Genomic DNA, 360 nt, shown 5'->3' with positions numbered 1-360 from the left:
CACTTCTTCCATTGCCCCCGGTCGGGCCTTGTAATACTTGTGACAAATGGCGTCTAACATGTCGCCTTTATTGGTTCTGTACTTCATTACTTAACCTCGTCGTCGCCGTATTCGCTGATCGTCAACGTGCCTTTGATTTCCAACGGGACACCGTTATCGAGGAAGTGGGCTTCGTCTGTATCGAGTTTCTCGATAACCCACAAGCCTAAATCCAAGCCGGACCCGGTGGTCAATCCGTTTAACTTCTTTAATGCCCCGGCTATCAGCCGAAGCGGTTCGCCCTGACTGGCCATAACCTCGATCTGTGTGAACTGCTCTAAATCACTTTTGCTTTGCGGGTAAATCGCAATATTTAAGGTT

Annotated in this window: 2 protein-coding genes; both read right to left on the bottom strand. The window is 48.9% G+C overall.

The features are described 5' to 3' along the window. The coding region (locus AW165_RS20320) for a tail protein X (RefSeq protein ID WP_212823952.1) at positions 1-87 on the bottom strand (87 nt) is incomplete at its 3' end. Continuing rightward, positions 87-360 (bottom strand): phage tail protein (locus tag AW165_RS18670; RefSeq protein ID WP_171254275.1); only part of this gene is annotated, 274 nt, incomplete at its 5' end. The genes AW165_RS20320 and AW165_RS18670, both read right to left, overlap by 1 nt.

Source organism: Acinetobacter sp. LMB-5 (assembly GCF_001541635.1).
In the GTDB taxonomy this organism is placed as follows: domain Bacteria; phylum Pseudomonadota; class Gammaproteobacteria; order Pseudomonadales; family Moraxellaceae; genus Acinetobacter; species Acinetobacter pittii.
The sequence above is the reverse complement of the archived record's forward strand: the minus strand, read 5'-3'. Positions and strand labels throughout refer to the sequence as shown.